A 21,639-nucleotide genomic window follows, 5' to 3' on the forward strand; every position below is an offset into this window, starting at 1 on the left:
TTTTATAGACTAATATTAAATGTCCGGACAATTAATTGATGACTAAATAATGTGGAAATAGATAGAGCTAAAAAAATCTTAGATTTAGTAAAAACAGTTTTTTCTTTATTACCAACTTGGATCAAAATAAAATCTTGTTTTTTCTGCAGCCAAAACTATATAATGCTCTTACACTGCACAAACTATGTACATCTGAATTCAGGAATTTCGGCACGTAATTCAGGAATACAGTTAAAACAAAAACATAAACAACTGAAAGACAATACAATATAAAAATATTGTTTTTATTAAATTTCGACTTGTGTTTCTGAACTTATACTATATTTTTGTACGAAACTGATCTTTATGCCTTATTCTAAATTTCTATTACCACTATTTTTATTATTATTTTCTAGCCACCTACATTCGCAGACGATAAATAAGAATTTAACAAAACTTTCATTTGAAGATTTAAAGGAACTTTATTGGAAAAACGAAAACAAAAGTGCAAAACAGCTGCCTTATGCAAATGCTTATTTAAACAAAGCGAAAAGCGAAAATAAACCTGTCGAAAGAGCAAGAGGATACTTTTTACTTTCATTATTATCAGAAAATGAAAAAGCTATAGTTTACTTAGATAGTGCTATTTTTTATACAAAAGAGCTATCAGATCCAAAATTCCCTGCTTATGCCTATTCAGGAAAAGGTCATATTTATAAAAAACAATTTAAGTATAAGGAAGCAATAGATAATTTTTTAATAGCTGAAAATATTGCTAAAAAAAATAATCCGGATTTATATTATGAGACAAAATTTACTATTGCAGCCTTAAAATCTGAAGAATTAGGGGAAGTAAAAGAAGCTCTTGTTTTGTATAAAGAATGCTACAACTATTATAATGATAAAAAAGTCAGATCAACAAATTATTCTTATCCGTATCAATTGGTCCTTTTTGGTCTTGCAGATGCATACAAAGCTTTAAGTATTTCAGATTCTGCAACTTATTATAATAAAAAAGGATTTATTGAAACAAAAGCAACAAATAACCAATTATTAAATGCTCTTTTTACCTTAAATGAAGGTGCTAATTTAATCTTCAAAAGAAAATTTGGAGAAGCTCTGGATAGTATTAATAATGCTCTCCCAAAAGTTATACATTATAAAGATAAAGGAAATACATTGGCTGGTTATTATTATACCGGTAAAGCTTATGCCGGTTTGAATAATAAAAAAGAAGCTATTAAAAATTTTATTAAAGTAGATTCTTTATATAATGTTACAAAAAGAATTACTCCTGAATTTATGAGTGGTTATCCTTATCTAATTTCTTATTTCAAAAATAATAATGATAAGGTAAATCAATTAAAATACTTAACAAAGTATATGTATATCGATAGCATTCTACAAAACAATTATAAAGAGCTGACAAAAAAATTAAACATCGAATATGATACACCCAATTTAATGCAGGAAAAAGAAAACCTCATTAAATCACTTAAAATAAACAATACAAAATCGTATTGGAGCATTGGTTTTTTAATTTTTATAGTATTATTAATGGCTGGTTTTAGCATTTATCAATATAAACTTAAAAAAAGCTATCGCTCTCGTTTTGAAAAAATAATGCAGCAATCTGATGAAAAAATTGAACTAAATAATAAACTCGAAGAAATTGGAGTTTTCGAAGAGAACAAATCGAAAACGGATACTATTGGAATAAATGAAGATATTATTAATCAAATATTAAAAAAATTGACTGATTTTGAAACTTCAAAAGGTTTTTTAGATTCGAATATTACAATTCAGACTATATCTGAATCTTTTGACACCAATAACAAATATGTGTCTAAAATTGTAAATATTTATAAAGAAAAGACGTTTATACAGTATATAAATGAATTAAGAATTGAACATGCTTTAACTTGTTTGAAGCAGGATCATAAACTTAGAAAATATACTATTCAGGCTCTGGCAATTGAATTTGGTTTTAATAATGCAGAGTCATTTTCGGCTGCTTTTCATAAAAAAACAGGCATAAAACCAACCTATTTCTTAAAACAGCTGGAAGAGAACAACAAATAATAAAACACTAATAATCATTGTTTTAAAAACTAATTATTATCGAAATTCCTGAATTCCGATAAACATAAGCCACAATAAGCCGCATTTTAAGAATACACCTATATATTTGCAAAAACATATTTAATCAACAAACCATGAAAACAAACAAAAAAGAAATCAAAAAATTTGATTTAGAAAAATTTGAAGTTGCAAAATTAAAAAACCTAAGAACTATTGTTGGCGGAGATGCACCCGGAGATGATAAAACCATTACAGATGTTGTAACTGGAGGAAACAATAAAAACACCTAATATATTTTAAATTTTCCTCATGAAATTTCCCCCATTTATTTTCATACTCATACTATTCATATCAGGTTGTAAGTCTTCACAAGAACCTGTCACATCTTCTATACCAATTATTAATAAAAATAAACTAACGTCTCAACAATTAGAAACATGGTATCAAAAAGATTATTTAAAAGACAGTATACCTGGAATTTCATTGAATAAATGGTATAGTGAAAACAAAAAAAAATCTAAGCAACAGGTTATCGTTGCTGTTATAGATACACAATTAGATATTAATCATGAAGATTTAAAAGGTCAGTTTTGGATCAATCAAAAAGAAATCGCTAATAATAATATTGACGACGACAATAATGGTTATGTAGATGATATAAATGGTTGGAATTTCACATCAAACAAAAAAGAAGATTACGTTACCTGGGGAAACTTTGAATCTGTTCGATTTATAAGGCATTGGGATCCTGAATTTAAAGGAAAAACAGAAGACCAGATTAAACCAGAAAATTTAGCTAATTACAAAGAATACCAAAGAGCATTAAAAGTTAACGAGAAGGAAAACATTTATTACAACAGATGGTTAAGTGGTTTAAACCACAGTGTTAAAATTTTCCCTTTGGTAAAAGATACCTTAAAGCATTTTTTTCCAAAAGAAGACTATACTTATAAGCAATTAGACAGTCTTTATAAAAAACATAAAATAAATGATAAAACTTACAGACAAAGGCGAGAAAGTGATGATCGTGATCTGGGAGCTTTAATATTTTATATGATGATTAATATGGAAGATGGCGAGAGCACTCTTGAAGCTCTTAAAAAAAGTGAGGCTGAGTTAGATTCGATAGTAAATAAAAATTTAAATAAAGACTTTAACGACAGACTTGTAATTGGTGATAATCCAAATGTTTTAGAAAAAGGATACGGATGCGGAAATGTAAGTATCTCTAAAAAAGGAATTAAAAATCTTAAGGGACATGCCACAAAAGTTGCCGGCATAATAGCGGCAAACCGTCAGAATACCATAGGAGTAAAAGGTGTGGCAGAAAATGTAAAAATTATGCCTCTTAATATTTCTTATTCCGGAGATGAAAATGATAAAGATATTGCAATGGCAATTTATTACGCTGTAGATAATGGTGCTAAAGTCATTAACATGTCTTTTGGAAAAGAATTTTCAGTACATCAGGAATGGGTTTCAGATGCCTTTAAATATGCTGAAAAACATAATGTTTTATTAGTACACGGATCAGGAAATGAACGTTTCAATGTTGATGAAAATCCTTATTACCCAAGCGATAATACCTTTGATGGTAAACCTGAAGTAAGCGGTAATTTTATTAATGTTGGGTCAGTTTCGGCACGATTAGACAAAACATTTGTGTCGAATTTTTCAAACTACGGAAAGCAAAATGTAGACTTGTTTGCTCCTGGCGAACAAATTTATACAACAGCTATGGATAATGAATATAAATCAGATTCTGGAACTTCATTGTCTGCTCCAATAGTTTCAGGAGTAGCCGCTCTTATATGGTCTTATTATCCTAAACTTAAAGTACAGCAGGTCAAACAAATCATAATAGACTCAGGAACAACATATAACCTCGAAGTTATTGTTCCGGGAACAAAAGACAAGCAAACTTTATTTACAGAATTATCTAAATCAGGCAAAGTTTTAAATGCATATAATGCTATGAAACTTGCAGAAAAAGTAAGCAGGCAGAAAAAATGAAACCTCATTTTGAAATAAAAAGCTTTTCGAAATTTGTACTTCGAACCCCTTTGTTTCCCCTGTCAAATTACCTTGAATTATTAGAAAATTATTCTTTAGAGAAAGCATTCAGATTATACAATACACCAATAATTAGAGAAGCAATAAATTTAGCTTCACCAGAATTAGTAAGTGGATTAGATAAATGGGTGTCTGGAACTTCTACATTATCTAATGATAAAAAAAAAGCGTTCGAACTTACTTTTCTAAAGTATATGGCGAGAATTTCGTCACGATGTACACCATTTGGTTTGTTTGCAGGATGTTCTGTTGGAAATTTAGATACTGAAACAAATATTATTTTAGATACTGAAAATAATCACAGCCGTTTTACGCAATTTGATATGCATTATTGGGTATCTCTACTGCAGGATATTGCAAAAAGAAAAGAAATTGCAGTTTATCTTAAATTTTTTCCAAACTCTTCTATTTACGAAGTTGGTGAATTTTATCGTTTTATTGAATATAAATATGCCGAAACAAAACGGGAACATATTATTTCAGCAATACGTAAATCAGATTTACTAAAGAAAATTCTTTCTGAAGCAAAATCAGGAATTACTATCTACGAAATGATAGCGTTTTTAGCAGAAGATGAATCTGAAAAGGAAGAAGCATTTGAATTCATTTCACAATTAATAGTTTTTCAATTTTTAGTCAGCGAATTGGATGCCGTGATAACCGGAGACGATGAATGGAAAAGAACTTTCTCCATTTTGGAAAAAATTCCACACTTAAATAATGAAATTATTTTTTTTAAAGACCTTCAAAAAAACCTTTCTCATCTGGATAAACACTTGGTTACGAATCAGGGAAGTTATGAAAAAATCAGGGAAACGATCAATAATATTGGAACTCAGTATGAAGAAAAATATCTATTTCAGACCGATCTAAATGTTTCAGCTCTCAATAATAAATTAAATGCCGATGTTTCTCAAAAAGTACTAAAAGCAATCCGATTTTTAAACGGCATTCAGACTTCCAGGGAATTAGTAAATCTTGAAAATTTCAAAAAGTCTTTTATCAAAAGATATGAATCTTCAGAAATGCCTTTAAGCTTTGTATTAGATACAGAAATTGGGATTGGTTATCATGAAAATCACGAAATGAATGATATTCATGAAATTCTCGAAAGTTATTCTTTTAAAGCAAAAAACACATCTGAAAAAAATGAGGTATGGACAAATACTGATTTTATTTTACAGGCGAAGCTTCAAAATAGTATTCTGAATAACGACGAAATTATTGTACTTTCAGAAAAAGATTTTCCGGATTTTGATGCTGATTTTAAAAATTCTCCTACAACTTTTTCAGTAATTGTAGAAGTTTTTGATGAAAACAATATTGTTCTTACATCAACAGGAAATACAAGTGCTTCAAAATTATTAAGCAGATTTTGCAATGGAAACAAACAAATTCACAAGCTTACAAAAGAAATTATTCAAAAAGAAGATGAATATCACGATGATAAAATTTTAGCCGAAATTGTACATATTCCAGAATCAAGAATAGGAAATATTATAAGAAGGCCAATTTTACGAGACTACGAAATTAGTTATTTATGTGCTCCCGGTGTTTCGAGAGAAAACAATCTGGATTTAAACGATTTATCGATTTCGATTAAGTCGGGCAGAGTTATACTTCGCTCTAAAAAACAGAATAAAGAAATTCTTCCCTGTTTATCAAATGCACATAATTTTTTAAATAATTCTTTACCTATTTATCATTTTTTATGTGATCTGGAACGACAAAATTTAAAACCAGTTTCTACTTTTAATTGGGGAGTTTTAGCATCGCAATATAATTTTTTCCCAAGAGTAATTTATAATGAAATTATACTTTCAAAGGCAAAATGGATAATTAAAAAAGATGAAATCATTGGTTTCTGTAAAATAGATAAAGACAATTTAATCTTATTGTTTTCCGAATGGCGAATAAAGCGTAATATTCCACGCTATGTAACCTTAAGCAATTCTAACAATACACTTTTGTATGATTTTGAAAGTGAAATTTCTATTGAATTATTTTTAAAATCAGGAAAAAATCAAGAAAAAACTATTTTGGAAGAATTCTTGTTTACAGAAAAATCAGCAGTTCAAAATACTGAAGATGCTGTTTTCTGCAATCAAATTATACTTTCTTATTACAAAGAAAAAGCATAAAAATGCAAAGAGATTTTTGTCTGGGCAGTGAATGGTTATATTATAAAATTTATACCGGTGTGAAAACATCTGATTATATTTTATTAGAAAAATTAAAACCTGTCATTTTAAAATTAGAAAAAAAGAAGATCATCCAAAAATGGTTCTTTATTCGTTACAGAGATACAGAAGAGCATCTTCGTATTCGTTTTTTGATAAGCGATACAAAACATCTAACTAGAGTTATTAAATCTTTTTATTCTGTTTTTAATGAGCTATTAGAGCAAAATTTAGTCTGGAACATACAAACAGACACTTACAAAAGAGAAATAGAAAGATATGGCGAAAATACAATGTTAGATTCTGAATTCCTTTTTTGGGAAGACAGCAAAATGATTTTACGCTATATCAAACTTAAATCTCAATTTACTAAACAGGACACTCCGCTATTATTTAGCTTTTATGCAATTGATTCTTTTTTAAATTCCTTTAAATTATCAGATATGGAGAAGTTATCATTGATGGATAATTTACAAACTTCTTTCAAAATAGAATTTGAGACAGATAAAGAACAGAAAAAAGAAATGTCTAAAAGGTACCAATCATTATATCCTCAAATAAATGATTTTTTATCGACTACCTCAAATGATAATTTGAAAGAAATTGCAAAAATTATAAATAAAAAATCTAAAAATATTGCTGAAAAAACTTTAGAGATCAAAACTAAAATTGAAATTCCATTAGAATCTTTTTTGGCAAGTCATATTCATATGATGATTAATAGACAATACACTTCAAAACAAAGAATGTATGAACTTATTATTTATGATCATTTGTTTAGATTTTATAAATCGAAAAATTATCGAAAACAAAATATTATTCTCTCCTAAAAAATAGAACCTCACCATTTTAATTTTAGTTTTTGCATACATTAGCTTTTTAAATGCATCTTTCAAATCTAAAATTTGACCACTTTTAATTCTTTTCTTTCCTAAATTTTTGAATGTTCTTTCCTTCAATCCCCTGATATTACTAAGGATTAAAACAAAGCCTTAATATCATCACAACTAACTAAAAACCAATATTTTAAATAAATAAAAAAAGGGGAATTTTCCCCTTTTTTGGTACCCTTGCATTTATCTAATTTAGTCAAATCTTATCAGCCTTGTTTTCATACCAAGTTTAAAGCACAGTCAGAAGCCCCCATTTCTAATTATAATCTGCGCCTGAATCATATTCTTATTCAGTAAACATTTCATTTAGTATTTATAATAAATTTTATCAAAAGATGATTTTTGAAGTAATACAAATAATTTCAGAACAAGTAAACAACTATCTCGACGAAATTGGGTTAGAGAAATCTGTTGTTCCTGAGAATATTGCTTTTTTAGAATCTCAAAATGATGATATCACCGATGCATTAAAAAATGCCGTGGCACTTACAGTAATCAACTTAGCCGAAGAAGCTACTTTAAAAAACTTCCCAAATCATACTGTTGAAAATACTAAAACAATTTATAAAAATAGTGTCGTCAATTTAAATCTGTATATACTTTTTAGTGCTAACAGAGATAAATATATCAACTCACTTAAGGATATTTCGAAAATAATTGAATTTTTTCAGGGAAAAAGGCTTTTTACCCAAGCCAATACCATCTTTAACAGGAGCACTAGCGCAATGAGCAATGTAGACAACTTTAGATTTACGGTTGAACTCTATACTCCCACTTTTGAAGAACTAAATTATATCTGGGGAACATTGGGCGGTAAACAGCTTCCATCTGCTTTATATAAAGTGAGTATGATACAAATTGAACGCAATATTGTGCAAGCAGAAGGACAAGTTATTGGTGAATTTTCAGGAACAACCAAAAGAAAAGAACAGTCATGAGTTTTGCTGCTACATATCAATTGCTATTTGAAGTAACACTTCTTCATAATTATTTTTTGAATAACGGAGAAGAAACTTTTGCAAGCATGACAAATGCTGATAAAGAAAAAATGCTGCAGTCCTTTAATACAGATGCATTTACAGCAATAACACCAACTCTGGAAACCAATATTGTACTTAAAAACTACAAAATGATATTCAAAAAAACCAAAACAGGTTTCGGAGTATACGTTAAAGTGAAAGATGAACTGGATCCATTTATAAAAGTCCCTGTTGATTTGAACTTAAAGTTTTTAATTAAAATAAACGATTATCAATTTGAAAATTATACTAATCTTGATTTTGCTCTTACTCAGGCATATCTTTTCAGTAATGTCAAACCATTGACTGAACCCGTTTCATTTGAATATCTTCCAAAAATAAATGACAACAAGCTAATTTCAAATGCGTATTTAGTATCTGAAGAAACCACTGTCAATTTAATTTCAACACTGCAGCCGTCAGAACAACAAAATGTCTTTGGGATTATTTCGCTCACAGCTAAAGGCGACAACAGTTCAGGAAACATTATAAATAATTTGGGCAAAATGACAAGCCCAAATTTTAAAATTCATTTTGATAATCGGAAAACACTTTGGAAATATATCAACCGTAAAGCTGGAACCGAAATTAAAACCAATGCCGCAAAACCATTAACACGCTCCGGTTTTGTTGAAATTGACCCGCTTACCGATTTTACGCCTGCACAACCGGCAGAAAGTCAATACCCAAATCCATCTGTAAAATCAATAACAAAAATCAATAGTGATTACTATTCGGAAATATTTATTTAATAATTAAAAAACAATTCAATTATGGCAACAACTTACAAAACGCCTGGAGTATATGTTGAGGAAATCGTAAAGTTTCCCCCTTCTGTTGCCCAGGTAGAGACAGCGATTCCTGCTTTTATTGGTTATACAGAAAAAGCCACGAACAAGATTAATGGAGATTTGAAATTGAAACCAACAAGAATAACATCTCTTTTAGAATACGAACGCTTTTTTGGCTTTGCTAAACCAGAGACAACAATTAGTGTTACCATTAATGATGTTTCAACAGATAATGGAGACACAAGATCTATTGTTGTAGATCAGCCAACTTCAAAACAGCCTTTTTTGATGTATTATTCCTTGCAGTTGTTCTTTGCAAATGGCGGTGGTCCTTGCTACATTATTTCGGTAGGGCGTTATGGAAATGATTTAGATGAGGCAGACACTCAGATTACAGCAATCAATAACAGTACTGCATTAAACGACGGATTAGCAGAATTAGAAAAGGTAGACGAACCAACACTAATTTTATTTCCTGATGCAACAAAAGTAAGCGGCATAACTACAACTGATTTCTACGGATTATACAATAATGCATTAATGCAATGTCAAAACCTGCAGGACAGATTTACCTTAATTGATACTTTAAGTTATGATGAATCAAGTCCAACAGATACTAATATAGATGATTTAAGAGATAAAATTAGTTCTGAAAAAGACACTATTAAATACGGAGCTGTTTATTATCCGCATTTAGAAACCATATTGGATTATGCTTTTGACAGCAGTAAAATTATATTAAAACATTTCTCCTATACGGCAAAAGCGTATGACCAAATCGCTGCAGGACTGGCAACTATCGAAAATCCAACTACAGGAATTGATGCTACTGTAGCTAAATTGATTGACGTTGATACTGTTCCCGGAGATATTTCCGGTCAAATGAGTGATTTACTTTTACAGATGTACAGCAATGATGCAACCGGTTTTGATTTAGGCGGAACTTTTGTTAGTAATCCTGCAAAAAAAGGAGCTTTCTTAGATAAACTAAATGCTCTGTTAATTTCTTTAGAAAGTTTATCTCTTTTGAGGAATTCGCTTAACGACGAAGCAAATGCAGCAATCAGTACAATTGATGAAGATCCCGTTATTGCAAACAACATTACAAGTGCTCTGACTGCATTTAATGCAAATTTTACTGCTGCAAATAAAATTGATTCTGTATATAAAAACTTAAAAACATTAAAGAAAAAAATACAGGATGAGAATACACCAGCTAAAATGCTTAAAATTATATCTACAGATACTGTAAGTTTTGATAAGGAATTAAAAAAATTGGTAAACTATACTGATTTGAATACTCAAACTGCAATTACGATAGTTACAAATAGTTTTTCCGGTATTAAAGCAAACCTTCTTTCACTTGTAAATGCTATTAAATCTGTTAGCGGAAAAGATGTAAATAATGGTGCATTAAACGGAAGAAAATTAAGCACTTTAGAATCTATCGACAATGCGACTTTTAATAAGATACTTACTGAAATTTACAACCTGTCAATAACACTTCCACCAAGCTCTGCTATTGCGGGAGTTTATGCCAGAGTTGACAGAGACAGAGGCGTGTGGAAAGCTCCTGCAAATGTAAGTTTGAACTATGTAATAAAACCAACCGTACAAATAACAAATACCATTCAGGACAATTTAAATATTGATACTGTTGCAGGTAAATCTATCAATGCTATCAGAACCTTTACCGGTAAAGGAACCTTGGTTTGGGGGTCAAGAACCTTAGCCGGTAACGATAGTGAATGGCGTTATGTACCGGTTCGCCGCTTCTTTAATATGGCCGAAGAATCTATTAAAAAAGCAACAGAACAGTTTGTTTTTGAACCTAACGATGCCAATACCTGGATAAGAGTAAGAGCTATGATTGAGAATTTCTTAATTCTTCAATGGAGAGCCGGAGCTTTGGCAGGAGCCAAACCAGAACAAGCTTTTTATGTTAGAATCGGACTGGGACAAACCATGTCTGCTATGGATATTTTAGACGGTAAAATGATCATCGAAATTGGTCTGGCAGTAGTTCGTCCGGCTGAGTTCATCATTCTTCGTTTCTCTCACAAAATGCAGGAATCTTAATTAAATCATCATTAAAAAAATATAGATCATGAGTTATCCATTACCAAAGTTTCATTTCTCAGTTGACTGGGGTGGAACAAAAATAGGGTTTACAGAAGTTTCCGGATTAGATGTAGAAACTGAAGTTATTGAGTACCGTCAGGGTGCAAGTCCGGAATACAGCAAAATTAAAATGCCGGGTATGCAGAAGTACTCTAACATTACTATGAAAAGAGGCACTTTTAAAAGCGACAATGAGTATTATGCCTGGTGGAATACAGTAAAACTAAACACCATCGAAAGAAGGGATATTACCATCAAATTACTTAATGAGGAGCACGAACCAGTGATTACCTGGAAAGTAAAAAATGCATGGCCAACAAAAGTACAGTCGACTGATTTAAAAGCCGACGGAAACGAAGTGGCTATCGAATCAATTGAATTGGTTCATGAAGGTTTATCTATTCAAAATGACTAGTCATGGCTAACTATTATCCACCCGTAGGCTTTCATTTTCTGGTTGAATTTGATCAACTGGGCACAAAAGAAAAAGACCATCAATTTCAATCTGTATCAGGACTTTCCGTAGATCTTGAAACAGAAGAAATTGTCGAGGGTGGAGAAAACAGATTCAAACACAAACTTCCCGTTAAAACCAAATATCCCAATTTGGTTTTAAAAAGGGGGATACTTATTGACTCTGACGTAATTGAATGGTGCAGAAAAGCATTAGAAAATTTCGAGTTTAAGCCCGTCGATTTAACTGTAAAACTCTTGAATCAGGATCATGAGCCTTTAATGCACTGGAAAGTTATACATGCCTATCCCGTAAAATGGGCGGTGGAAGATTTTAGTGCTTTAGAAAGCAAAATTGTTGTTGAAAGCTTTGAGCTTGCTTATAATTATTTCACGCTTCATAAAAAATAATTTTACCATGCCAATTGAAATTAAAGAGCTTCACATTAAAATAAACGTGAGCGAAAATTCAAATTCGGGTGCAAAACCAGCTGCTTCATCATCATCTGCTGAAAAAGACAATGTGGCTGAATGTGTCGAGCAAGTAATGAAAATTATAGAACGAAAAAAAGAACGCTGATATGACAACGACTAATGGTGAATTAAAAAAACTGAAGATCATTGCTTACAGCGATCCTCAATTCAACAATCCAATTTCGGATATTGAAGAGTTCATTACTCTGATGAATCCCGAAAAATATACTTTTCATTACAAGATAGAGCAAGATACAACGCAAGCTCCCGGAACAAGCAGTCCTGCGCCAAGATTTACAGCAATTGCTCCGGAGGAATTAGAATTGGATTTTGTTTTTGACCGAACAGGTGTTATTGCCGGCAAGGAAACTACCGAAAATGGTGTTATTGAAGACATTGAGCATTTTAGAAAGGTTATTTTAGAATATAATGGCACAGAACATAAGCCAAACTATTTAAAAATTGCCTGGGGAAGTCTGCTGTTTAAAGGATCTCTCACAGAAATGACTATTGAGTATAAACTTTTCAGGCCAGATGGAACACCAATTAGAGCCATTGCAAAAGGAAAATTCAAAGGAGTTGTTGAGGATGAGTTAAGAGCAAAACAGCAAAACAATCAATCTCCTGATTTAACACATACCAGAATTGTAAAAGCAGGCGATACGCTTCCTTTAATGTCTTTTAAAATTTATGGTGATTCAAAATATTATCTCGAAGTAGCAAGAGCCAACAAGCTTATCAATTTCAGAAAATTAAAAATTGGTCAAAAAATATTTTTCCCTCCTCTACAAAAACAACAATAGATGAACAATAGCGGCGTCATACAAACCAGTAAAAGTGCAGATTTAGTAACGCACAAATTGCTCATTGAGGGAACTGAGCTGTCTGGCATTTACCAAGTAATGAGCATTGTAGTTCATAATGAGGTGAATAGAATACCGATGGCGCAAATTATTTTGACTGATGGAGATGCTGCCTCACAAGATTTTAAATTGAGCAATGAAGATTTGCTCATTCCGGGAAAAAAAATAGAAATAAAAGCTGGCTATCACAGTGACGAAGAAACCATTTACAAAGGAATAGTTGTAAAACATTCCATAAAAATAAAAGACAATTCGTCCTTGTTAATAGTGGAATGCAAAGACGAAGCTGTAAAAATGACCATTGGCAGAAAAAGCAAATATTTTTATGACGTAAAAGACAGCGATGCTTTTGAAGACATTATAGGCACTTACGGATTAGAAAAAGATGTAGAAAGCACTAATTATAGCCACAAAGAGTTAGTGCAGTACAATACTTCCGATTGGGATTTTATTGTCTCCCGTGCGCAAGCCAATGGAAAATTATGTTTTGTTGAAAACGGCAAAATCTCGATTAAAAAACCAGATTTGGCTTCTGAAGCAGTTGAAACGGTTTCTTTTGGTTCGAGTATGCTCGATTTTGATGCCGAAATTGATGCTCGAAATCAGTTTGCCAAAGTTTCATCCTACAGTTGGAATGCATCCAATCAGGAATTATTAGAAATCGAAGCCAAAGATCCCAGCGTAAGCCTAAACGGAAATTTATCTCCTTCGGATTTATCCGATATAGTAAAGCTTGAAAATTTGGAATTGCGCCACGGCGGTCACGTTACCGATACCGAATTGCAAGATTGGGCTGATGCTAAATTATTATTTCAACAACTATCAAAAGTTCGCGGAAGAGTAAAATTTCAAGGCATTCCCGCAGTAAAACCCAACACGATTATTACACTTGAAGGCGTAGGAGATCGTTTTAATGGCAAAGCATACATTACAGGAGTTTTCCATGAAATTGCAAACGGTAATTGGACTGTAAACGCGCAGTTTGGATTAAATCCAGAATGGTTTTCTGAAACTTATGATGTCAATACACCGTCGGCTTCAGGAATAATTCCATCCATAAAAGGACTTCATATTGGTATTGTAACCCAACTTCAGGACGATCCCGATGGTGAAGACCGAATTTTGGTAAAAATACCAATTATCAATAACGAAGAACAAGGTATTTGGTGCAGAGTTGCTGCCCTTGATGCAGGTGACAACAGAGGAACTTTTTTTAGACCTGAAATTGAAGACGAAGTAATTATTGGCTTCATCAACGAAGATCCTAATGATGCGATTGTATTAGGAATGCTCCACAGCAGCGCAAAACCTGCTCCGCTAAAAGCAGCTGATGATAACCATCAAAAAGGGATTTTTACAAGAAGCGAAATGAAAGTGCTCTTTGATGATGATAAAAAATCGATAGCCATTGAAACTCCGGCAGGCAAAAAAATAACACTCGATGAAGACAAAGGATCTATAGTTATTGAAGACGAAAACTCTAATGTGATTACCATCGACAGCGCAGGAATAAAGATGGAAAGTGCGGGCGATATTTCAATAAAAGCAACAGGCGATGTAAAAATTGAAGGCACCAATGTAAATCTAAAAGCAACCGCCCAATTTAAAGCCGAAGGCAGTGCTGGCGCAGAAATGTCGTCGGCAGCAGTAGCGATTGTAAAAGGCAGCATTGTTCAGATAAATTAAATTATTTCTATTGCTTTCCATTAAAAATCTTTTAACACATAGAAACATAGGTTTTTATGTCGAAAAAAGAAAGTAAAAGAAACAAGTTTCCACACATAGCTAAACTATGTGCATTTAAATTAGTGAAACGCCTTTTTTTTAAAGCTACAGAAAACTATGTTTCTATGTGTTAAAATAATTACAACTAACTTAATAATTACAATTATGGGAGCACCAGCCGCAAGAATCAACGATATGCATGTTTGCCCAATGGTAACAGCAACTGTTCCTCATGTAGGCGGGCCAATATTGCCGCCAGGCGCACCTACAGTATTGATAGGCGGTCAGCCAGCAGCCTGTTTGGGAGATATGATCACTTGTACAGGTCCACCTGATAGTATTATAGCAGGCTCAGCCACAGTGCTTATTGGAGGAAAACCAGCCGCAAGAATGGGAGATTCAACTGCGCATGGCGGAACAATTGTAATAGGATGTCCAACCGTTTTAATAGGTTAATTATGGAAAGTAAAGAAGCTTTTTTAGGTACTGGATGGAGTTTTCCGCCAGAGTTTAAAAAGAACACTAAAGCAGTCGTAATGACATCTGACGAGGCAGATATTAAAAGCAGTCTGGAGATATTGCTTTCTACCAAAATAGGTGAGCGTATTATGCTTCCCAGATATGGCTGCAATATGGACGAATTACTGTTTGAAACATTAGACAGAACACTAAAAACTTATGTTTCAGAACTAATAAAAACGGCCATTTTATATTACGAACCCCGAATTGATGTTGACAAAATTGACATCACACAAGGCGATGATTTAGAAGGAGAATTATTGGTCATAATCGATTACAGAATAAGAAGTACAAACTCAAGAAGCAATCTAGTTTATCCATTTTACAAAGGAGAAGGCACTAATATTTAAAAGTTTATAACTATGAGTACCAACAGCCAAATAGACAATGTTATTTTTAAAAGAAATGGAGTTAATCAGGAAGAACGCTTTAGTGACTCACTAGAGCCGGGCAACCTGAAACTTCATGATTTTACTATTGAAGACTGGCTGTTATTTGCTTATAACTTTGCAAAACAAGTCAACTTTTTCGACACGAATAACGATAAAACTCCAGAAGGCGATTGGCAGGAATTTTTTACCTATTTCGGTTTTTCAAAAAATGATCATCCGGATGGTATTCCGAAAAGAACAGAAAAAGAATATGCTGTTTTAAAAGAAAGCATTACCAAAACATTATCTACTTCTAATCTCAATCAGGACCTTACGCCTCACATGACATTGTTTGTGTGTTTCCTGAAATTATTGGAATTATCCCAAAACAAACTTAATCTTATTACAAAAAAGCATTTAGACTTTTTTTATAAAGACATACTGCAAATCGAAAAACTGCCTGCAAAAGCGGATAAGGTGAGTATTATTTTTGAGCTTGCAAAAAAAATAGCCGAAGAAAAAATAGCCGTAAATACAGAACTTGATGCTGGAAAAGACCCCGATGGCAAAAAATTAATATACAAAACCACAGAAGAATTTATTGCCAATAAAGCCCATATAGCGTATCTAAAAAACGTTTATAATGATGTTGATTTGGGCGAAATAAAATGCAGTCAAATTGCCAATTCCCTTGACGGAAAAGGGGAACCGCTAAAAGAAGAAGCTCCGTATTGGTTTCCTTTCGGATATACATCTAATGAAAAGAAATACCCGGAATTGGACGATGCAAAATTAGGTTTTGCAATAGCTTCAGAATTATTTAATCTTAAGGAAGGCGATAGAAATATTGACATCACAATTACTTTTGATCAAAATTTAACTTTTCAGAATCCATTTAATGTAGATGATCTTTTAAAAAACATCAGCATTCTGTATAGTGGAAAAAAAGGATGGATTGGAAATTTTAAGCTTAGTACATCTGTTCTTTTTAAGACTGGAAATCAGTCTTCCAGCATTGGTGCCAACAAATTAAGATTGGTTTTTCAGGTACCAAAAGATGATCCGGCTATTGTGAACTACGACCAGAAAGTTTTAGGCGAATTTTTCTCGACAGAACTTCCTGTAATTCGATTTTTAATCAATACACAAGATGTAAAAGGGCATACTCTTTTTAGAGCTTTAGTAACAAAAACAATCACCAGCATTACCACAAAAGTTGAGGTTAAGGATGTAAAATCGCTATTATTAGAAAGTGATAACGGTTTACTTAATGCAGCAAAACCCTTTTACCCTTTTACACCTCAACCTGAAAAAAACAGTTCCTTTATAATAGACTATCCCGAAATATTTTCTAAAAAATGGATAGATGCAGATATTAACATCAAGTGGAAAAACACTCCATTATCATTTGAAACTCATTACGCAGCCTACAAAAATAGTTTTCTTGAAACCATAAGTAAACAGATTTTTCTTGATGCCATTTTCATCAAGGACAGCGTTAAAAAAATAATGCATGCCAACCAGCCTGAAGATGGAATTCCTAAAAAAAACAATTCAGAAATAAAAGCTCCTATAGAAATTAATGATGCAATAGAAGCTGTTGAAGAAACACCCGAACCACCTGAAATAAACCCAAATGATCCAATTGTTGAAGAGGGCTATTTTAAAGCAACATTATCTGTTTTAAACAAAGAAGTTTGGGATGAACAAAATAAAATTGTCAATTTATTTGATGATACTGATGGTGATAAAGTATATGAATGTAATATCAATGTAAAAGGGAACACTTATGGCATTGACAAAAGCGGTCCTATACGATTGACATTAAATCAATCATTTTTACATTCGTTATTTCCAAAAATATATACTTTGGCCATAATGAATGTGGCGACAGACCCAACAACGCCTATCCCAAATGAGCCTTACACTCCGGTTGTAGAAAGTATAAGCCTGAATTATTCTGCCGAAGAAACTACTGATTTTAGTATTTCTGCCTACCAGTCTAACCGAATAAAATTGTTTCATGAAGCTCCTTTTGGTCAGCGTGAAGAGCATTCTTATTTGAAAAAACAAGCCATCAATAAAGAAATTTTAGAGACCGGCACGCCAACTACAAATTGTCTGGTTCCGGATTATTGCGATGGAGGCGAATTTTATGTAGGGCTTCAGGATGCCGAAATACAACAGCAAATTTCATTATTATTTCAAATATTAGAAGGAAGCGAAAATATCAGCGTTCCCACTTTTACAGGAAAACAAAAAGTAGAATGGTATATATTATGCGATAATTATTGGAAAAATCTGGATAAGGAAATTTTAGCAAATGGTATCGATAACTTTTTAAAATCGGGTATCGTAAAATTTAGCATTCCAAAGCAGGCAACTAATGACAATACATTGTTTCCAGCCGATACCATTTGGGTAAAAGCAAAAATGCACAAAGATTATGATGCAGTTTGCAAAGTTATCGATGTAAAAACTCAGGTTGTTACCGCCCAGTTTTTTGATAACAACAACAATTTAGCTCATTTAGACAGCACATTACCTGCCAAAACAATATCTAAATTAATTACCAGAGTTCCGCAGATTAAAAGTATTGAACAACCCTTTAATTCATTTGATGGAAAACCATTGGAATCTGATCCCTCCTATTATCTCCGTGTAAGTGAACGCCTGCGTCACAAAAACAGAGCTATAACGCTTTGGGATTATGAGCATCTTATTTTACAGGAATTTCCATCTGTTTTTAGAGTAAAATGTCTTAATCATACTTTTATTTCGGGTACAAATACCTCGTTTTTATCGCCGGGAAAAGTAACGCTGGTAGTAATTCCGGATATTATAGACAAAAATGTATTCGATATTTATGAGCCAAGAGTAAGCACAGCCACATTGAACAGCATAGAGAGTTTTATTAATTCTAAAAACTCAATGCAAGTGTCTGCAAAAGTTATTAATCCTGATTATGAAAAAGTTATAATAAAACTGGATGTAAAGTTTTATCCACAATACGATGAGAATTTTTACAAGAAACAGCTCAACGAAGATCTTATAAAGTTTTTATCTCCCTGGGCATTTGATACCTCTAAACAAATCATATTTGGAGTTGAACTGCAGCGAAGTATAGTAATTGAATATATCGAAAATTTATATTACGTAGATTTTTTATCTACGCTTGAAATGGCAATATATATCGATAAGAAAACAGATAAGGAACATCCTAAGCCATTAGAAGATACAGAAAACAACAAGGCTAATGTACATCTTTTAGACTTTTTAACTACGCTGTCCCCATCAAGCCCAAAAAACATTTTAGTCTCTGTTAAAAACCACATTATCAGCACTGACATAATAACTTGTACAATAACAACCCCAGAAGAACCTGAAAAATGTCGATACTAAACCAACATATCACCATTCCTAAAAAATCAGCAACTGAGGACGATTTGGATTTCTTTTATTTGAGAAAAAAAGGAATCGAATATATCGAATCTTTTGGCAGTAAATTTTGGACTGATTTTAATGAGCATGATCCGGGAATTACGATGCTGGAGATGCTTTGCTACGCCATTTCTGATCTTGGAATGAGACTCAATCTCCCAATAGAAAATATCTTAGAATCTAATGACATTAATAAAGGCATTCCAAAACAGTTTTTTAAAGCCTCAGAAGTATTGTCATCAAGTCCAGTCACGCAAAATGATTATAGAAAACTATTTATAGACATAAAAGGAGTTAGAAACTGCTGGCTTGCAAAACATAAAAAAACAGTATATGTAGATTGCAAAAAAGATAAACTTTCTTATGATATTAAAGATTATGAAAACCTGCCAGATAATTTAAGAAAATCTTTTGAGCTCAATGGTTTATATGATCTTTATGTAGATTTTGAAAGCTCAAAACCTTCAGAAATAGAAGCTGTTAAAGAAAAAATAAGAAAGCAGTATCATGCAAACAGAAACCTTTGTGAAGATCTTGTTGAAATAAAAAAAGTGGTAGACTACCCTATAAAAATATGTGCAGATATTGAAGTAGATACTGAAGCCGATGAAGAATTGGTTCATGCAAATGTTATTGACGCTCTGGAAAGTTACTTATCGACAACCGTCAATTTTTATTCTCTAAAACAAATGATTGAGAAAGGATATTCAACTTTGGAAATTTTTGATGGTCCATCTTTAGAGAATGGTTTTATTGATACAAAAGAATTGCTTACAGCCGATTTGAGAAACGAAGTACGTCTTTCAGATATCATGAGAATAATAATGTCAGTTCCAGATGTAATCTTAATTAAAGATATTTCTTTAGGAAATTGCGGAGGTGATGATCTCGAAAACAAATGGCTTATTTGCCTTTCACCTTATGAAAAGCCTGTTGTTTGTGCTAAAAGTGTTTTTAATTACAACAAAGGATTGTTGCCACTTAATATCAATCAGGCTCAGGTAAAAATTTATTTAGACGCCATAAAAGCAGAAAAAGATAAAGCGACAACAAACGCCAGTCAGGATAAAGAATTAGATATCCCAAATGGCGAATATCTGAACACCGATTTTTATACAACCATACAAAATGATTTCCCTGAAACTTATGGTATTGGCGAAGTTGGACTTCCTTCCAGATCATCGGTTGAACGTAAATCTAAAGCAAAACAATTAAAAGGATATCTTTTATTTTTTGATCAGATATTAGGAAGTTATTTTAAACAATTAGGCAAGGTAAACGAATTGCTTTCTGTAAGCGGGAACTTGTCCCGAACCCTTTTTACGCAAGTCGTTAAAGATATTGAAGGCGCTGATGACATTGTAAACGGATATGAAGATTACAATGATGAAACGATTACAGCACTGCTTTTTGATCAGCAGGACAATAATATCGAACGAAGAAATAAAATTTTAGATCACCTCTTGTCCCGTTTTGCCGAAAATTTTTCAGAATACGTATTTGTCAACAAAACCATTTACGGCAACACTACAGATCAAGTTGTATTGCGTGACAAAGAAAACTTTTTGAAAGATTATAAAGTAGTAAGCAAAGAGCGCGGCAATGCTTTTGATTATTACAAACAACCTACTGCCAATTTATGGGATACGAATAATGTTTCGGGAGCCGAAAAAAGGATTTCAAGACTCATTGGTATTAAAGATTACAGTCGCAGGAACCTTTCTAATTCATTTGTCGAAATGTACAATTTTATTGATACAGACAATCAATCTGTTTATAGATGGCGTATTGTAGACACTAATAAGGAAATTGTGCTTTCTTCAACAGCAGAATATTTCGATACTTCGGCAGCAAATAAAGAACTTTATTTTGCCGTACTTCAAATTATCCAAACTAGGGAATATAAAATAAAAGAGGCGTTTAAAAACGGCACAGTCACAGATTTATCTATTGTTGACAATATTTTAATTCAAAAATCAGATGCCGGAAAATATTCCTATGATATTATAAATCCGGCAATTAAAGACAAGAAAAATCCAAACCGCATTATTGCCCGCAGATTTGAATACTATACTGATTTGAAGGATTTAGAAAAATCGATTCTGGACTTGATTCACTTCATGAAAGAAGATTTTACCGAAGAAGGAATGTTTTTGATAGAACATATGATGCTTCGCCCGGATGTAAATCAAACAACCGTAAATCCGGATACTTTCATGCCTATCTGCGCTGATGAATGTGATAATTGCGAACCAATAGATCCCTACTCCTATCGTGTAAGTGTAGTATTGCCGGGATATACATTGCGATTTGCCAATACCGATTTTAGAAATTATATCGAAAAAATAATTAAGGAAGAATTACCAGCGCATGTACTGGCAAAAATATGCTGGATTGGATATAGGGAAAAAGATGTAAAAGACCCCGCAGAAAACCAGCTTGTTCAATTTGAAAAAACATATAAAGACTATTTGTTCGCCAAAACTGATTTGAATCAGGAGCAGCCAGAACCCCAATTAATAAGCTTCATTAAAGCGTTAACCGTTCTCGACAATGTTTACCCAACAGGACGACTGTTTAACTGCAGCGATGAAAACGAGCGATTGTCAGATAAAATTATACTAGGAAAAACGAATTTAGGATCACTATAAAAAC

At 32.4% G+C, this 21,639-nt stretch carries 17 protein-coding genes; all 17 read left to right on the forward strand.

What is annotated here, in order from left to right:
* Positions 1–345 precede the first annotated feature (345 nt).
* The 17 genes from APR43_RS14045 (at position 346) to APR43_RS14115 (ending at position 21,635) form a co-directional block, all read left to right on the forward strand.
* Positions 346–2,061, forward strand: coding sequence for a helix-turn-helix domain-containing protein (locus APR43_RS14045; protein ID WP_053470577.1), 1,716 nt, complete (start codon positions 346–348; stop codon positions 2,059–2,061).
* Between the two features lie 134 nt (positions 2,062–2,195).
* Complete coding sequence (locus tag APR43_RS24500) at positions 2,196–2,351, forward strand: hypothetical protein (protein WP_165590670.1); 156 nt, start codon at positions 2,196–2,198, stop codon at positions 2,349–2,351.
* 19 nt (positions 2,352–2,370) lie between these two features.
* On the forward strand, positions 2,371–4,074 hold the full coding sequence (locus tag APR43_RS14050) for a S8 family serine peptidase (RefSeq protein ID WP_082356374.1): 1,704 nt from the start codon (positions 2,371–2,373) through the stop codon (positions 4,072–4,074).
* Positions 4,071–6,275, forward strand: a complete 2,205-nt coding sequence (locus APR43_RS14055) for a lantibiotic dehydratase family protein (RefSeq protein ID WP_053470579.1) — start codon at positions 4,071–4,073, stop codon at positions 6,273–6,275. The genes APR43_RS14050 and APR43_RS14055 overlap by 4 nt, the downstream gene beginning before the upstream one ends.
* Positions 6,276–6,277: 2 nt before the next feature.
* A complete protein-coding gene (locus APR43_RS14060; RefSeq protein ID WP_053470580.1) occupies positions 6,278–7,144 on the forward strand; it encodes a thiopeptide-type bacteriocin biosynthesis protein in 867 nt (288 codons plus the stop codon).
* Positions 7,145–7,542: 398 nt separating this feature from the next.
* A complete protein-coding gene (locus APR43_RS14065) occupies positions 7,543–8,145 on the forward strand; it encodes a DUF4255 domain-containing protein (RefSeq protein WP_053470581.1) in 603 nt (200 codons plus the stop codon).
* On the forward strand, positions 8,142–8,978 hold the full coding sequence (locus tag APR43_RS14070) for a hypothetical protein (protein ID WP_053470582.1): 837 nt from the start codon (positions 8,142–8,144) through the stop codon (positions 8,976–8,978). Before APR43_RS14065 ends, APR43_RS14070 begins: the two co-directional genes overlap by 4 nt.
* 21 nt (positions 8,979–8,999) lie before the next feature.
* Positions 9,000–11,096 carry a phage tail sheath C-terminal domain-containing protein gene (locus APR43_RS14075; RefSeq protein WP_053470583.1) on the forward strand — a complete coding sequence of 699 codons (2,097 nt, stop codon included), beginning with the start codon at positions 9,000–9,002 and terminating at the stop codon, positions 11,094–11,096.
* Positions 11,097–11,124: 28 nt separating this feature from the next.
* On the forward strand, positions 11,125–11,553 hold the full coding sequence (locus tag APR43_RS14080; protein ID WP_007806487.1) for a phage tail protein: 429 nt from the start codon (positions 11,125–11,127) through the stop codon (positions 11,551–11,553).
* 2 nt (positions 11,554–11,555) lie between these two features.
* Positions 11,556–12,002 (forward strand): phage tail protein, encoded by a 447-nt coding sequence (locus APR43_RS14085; protein WP_007806489.1) that lies wholly within the window; start codon positions 11,556–11,558, stop codon positions 12,000–12,002.
* A 7-nt stretch (positions 12,003–12,009) separates the two neighbouring features.
* A complete protein-coding gene (locus APR43_RS24505) occupies positions 12,010–12,171 on the forward strand; it encodes a DUF5908 family protein (protein WP_165590671.1) in 162 nt (53 codons plus the stop codon).
* Position 12,172: 1 nt separating this feature from the next.
* On the forward strand, positions 12,173–12,868 hold the full coding sequence (locus tag APR43_RS14090; protein ID WP_053470584.1) for a CIS tube protein: 696 nt from the start codon (positions 12,173–12,175) through the stop codon (positions 12,866–12,868).
* Positions 12,869–14,614, forward strand: a complete 1,746-nt coding sequence (gene vgrG / locus APR43_RS14095) for a type VI secretion system tip protein VgrG (RefSeq protein ID WP_053470585.1) — start codon at positions 12,869–12,871, stop codon at positions 14,612–14,614.
* Positions 14,615–14,818: 204 nt separating this feature from the next.
* The gene (locus APR43_RS14100) at positions 14,819–15,109 is read left to right on the forward strand and encodes a PAAR domain-containing protein (protein ID WP_053470586.1); all 291 of its coding nucleotides are present in this window, start codon (positions 14,819–14,821) and stop codon (positions 15,107–15,109) included.
* A 2-nt stretch (positions 15,110–15,111) separates the two neighbouring features.
* Entirely contained in the window at positions 15,112–15,522 is a 411-nt protein-coding gene (locus APR43_RS14105; RefSeq protein ID WP_053470587.1) for a GPW/gp25 family protein, read from the forward strand.
* 12 nt (positions 15,523–15,534) lie between these two features.
* Positions 15,535–18,945 carry a baseplate J/gp47 family protein gene (locus tag APR43_RS14110; protein WP_053470588.1) on the forward strand — a complete coding sequence of 1,137 codons (3,411 nt, stop codon included), beginning with the start codon at positions 15,535–15,537 and terminating at the stop codon, positions 18,943–18,945.
* Entirely contained in the window at positions 18,933–21,635 is a 2,703-nt protein-coding gene (locus APR43_RS14115; RefSeq protein WP_053470589.1) for a hypothetical protein, read from the forward strand. The genes APR43_RS14110 and APR43_RS14115 overlap by 13 nt, the downstream gene beginning before the upstream one ends.
* Positions 21,636–21,639: the final 4 nt, after the last annotated feature.

The sequence above is a fragment of the Flavobacterium sp. NLM genome, assembly GCF_002210235.1.
Lineage (GTDB): Bacteria > Bacteroidota > Bacteroidia > Flavobacteriales > Flavobacteriaceae > Flavobacterium > Flavobacterium panici.